The 1,240-nt window shown below is 69.7% G+C and carries 2 protein-coding genes; both read left to right on the top strand.

Annotation, left to right across the window (positions count from 1 at the left end; genetic code table 11):
- The first annotated feature begins 5 nt into the window (after window positions 1-5).
- Window positions 6-128: a copper-binding protein gene (locus tag SLNSH_RS24275; RefSeq protein WP_245422472.1), complete on the top strand. Its 123-nt coding sequence runs from the start codon at window positions 6-8 to the stop codon at window positions 126-128.
- A gap of 12 nt (window positions 129-140) precedes the next feature.
- Window positions 141-1,240, top strand: a 1,100-nt coding sequence (locus SLNSH_RS24270; RefSeq protein ID WP_425353032.1) for a DUF3141 domain-containing protein, incomplete at its 3' end; no start/stop codon positions are given.

Below are 1,240 nucleotides of genomic sequence, written 5' to 3'. Positions count from 1 at the left end.
TGACGATGGTGTTCCGCACGCCCGACCCGGCGGTGCTCAAGGGCGTGAAAGCTGGTGACAAGGTGCGCTTCCAGGCGGACCGGGTGAACGGTCAGATCTCCGTCGTGAAGATCCAGAAGGGGAAATGAACCGAGCCCAGGATGCGCCAGCGCAAAGCGGCGCCGGGGCAGCGGGGGCAGTGTCTGGCCGGCAAGGAGGACGCCATGGCAGTCGCGAAGCAAACATCGAGCAGGCGAACGCGGTCAGAACCCCTCGTTCCTGCGGTGAGCGCCGAGCCGCCTTGCCCTCGGCCTGCGCCCGGCCCCCAGGACCTTGTGGATTACTGGCTCGACGTCGGCCAACGCACGATCCTCTTTCTCGACGCGCTGCGACAGCGGGCCGAGAACATCGTCGCCCACGAGCGCGCCGGCAAGCCGCCGCTGCTCGACTTCGATTTCGAGGTGGTCGCCGAGGCGCGCTGCTTCGAGCGCCCGACCAACTACAGCCTGCTCAAGATCACCCGGGTGGGCGAGGACTGCCTGGAGGACTGCCTCCAGCCCGGCCTGCCGCCCGTGGTCGTCTTCGACCCCCGCGCGGGCCACGGCCCCGGGATCGGCGGCTTCAAGCGCGAGAGCGAGGTGGGGCTGGCGCTTCAGGCCGGCCACCCGACCTACTTCGTCTCGTTCGCTCCCGAGCCCGTCGCAGGCCAGACCCTGCACGACGTGCTCCGGACGCTGCGCCGGTTCCTGGAGGAGGTCGGGCGGCGACACCCGGGCGAACCGCCCGTGCTCTACGGCAACTGCCAGGCCGGCTGGGCCATCACCATGCTGGCCGCCGACTGCCAGGGCCTTGTCGGCACGGCCGTGCTCAACGGCTCGCCCCTGTCCTACTGGGCCGGCGAGCCGGGCGTGAACCCGATGCGCACGGGCGCCGGGTTCACGGGCGGCATGTGGACGGCGCACCTCCTGTCCGACCTGGGCGACGGCCGCTTCGACGGCGCGTGGCTGGTCCAGAACTTCGAGGCGCTCAAGCCGGAGGGAGTCTGGAGCAAATACGCCGACCTGTTCGAAAGGGTGCGGACCGAGCGCGAGCGCTTCCTGGACTTCGAGCGGTGGTGGAACGGCTTCTACGTGCTCGGGCGGGAGGAGATCCTCGCCATCACCGAGAACCTGTTCGTGGGCAACAGGCTGGAGCAGGGCCTCGTGCGGCTGTGCCAGCACTGCAACGTCGACCTGCGCCGCATCCGCAACCCGCTCGTGAT

Origin of the sequence: Alsobacter soli (genome assembly GCF_003004785.1) — a bacterium.
Classification (GTDB): Bacteria; Pseudomonadota; Alphaproteobacteria; order Rhizobiales; family Beijerinckiaceae; genus Alsobacter; species Alsobacter soli.
This window is presented reverse-complemented; position numbering and strand designations above follow the sequence as displayed.

Coding starts and splice junctions, on each gene's coding strand:
- SLNSH_RS24275 (WP_245422472.1), top strand. CDS start 6: ATGGTGTTCCGCACGCCCGACCCGGCGGTGCTCAAGGGCGTGAAAGCT.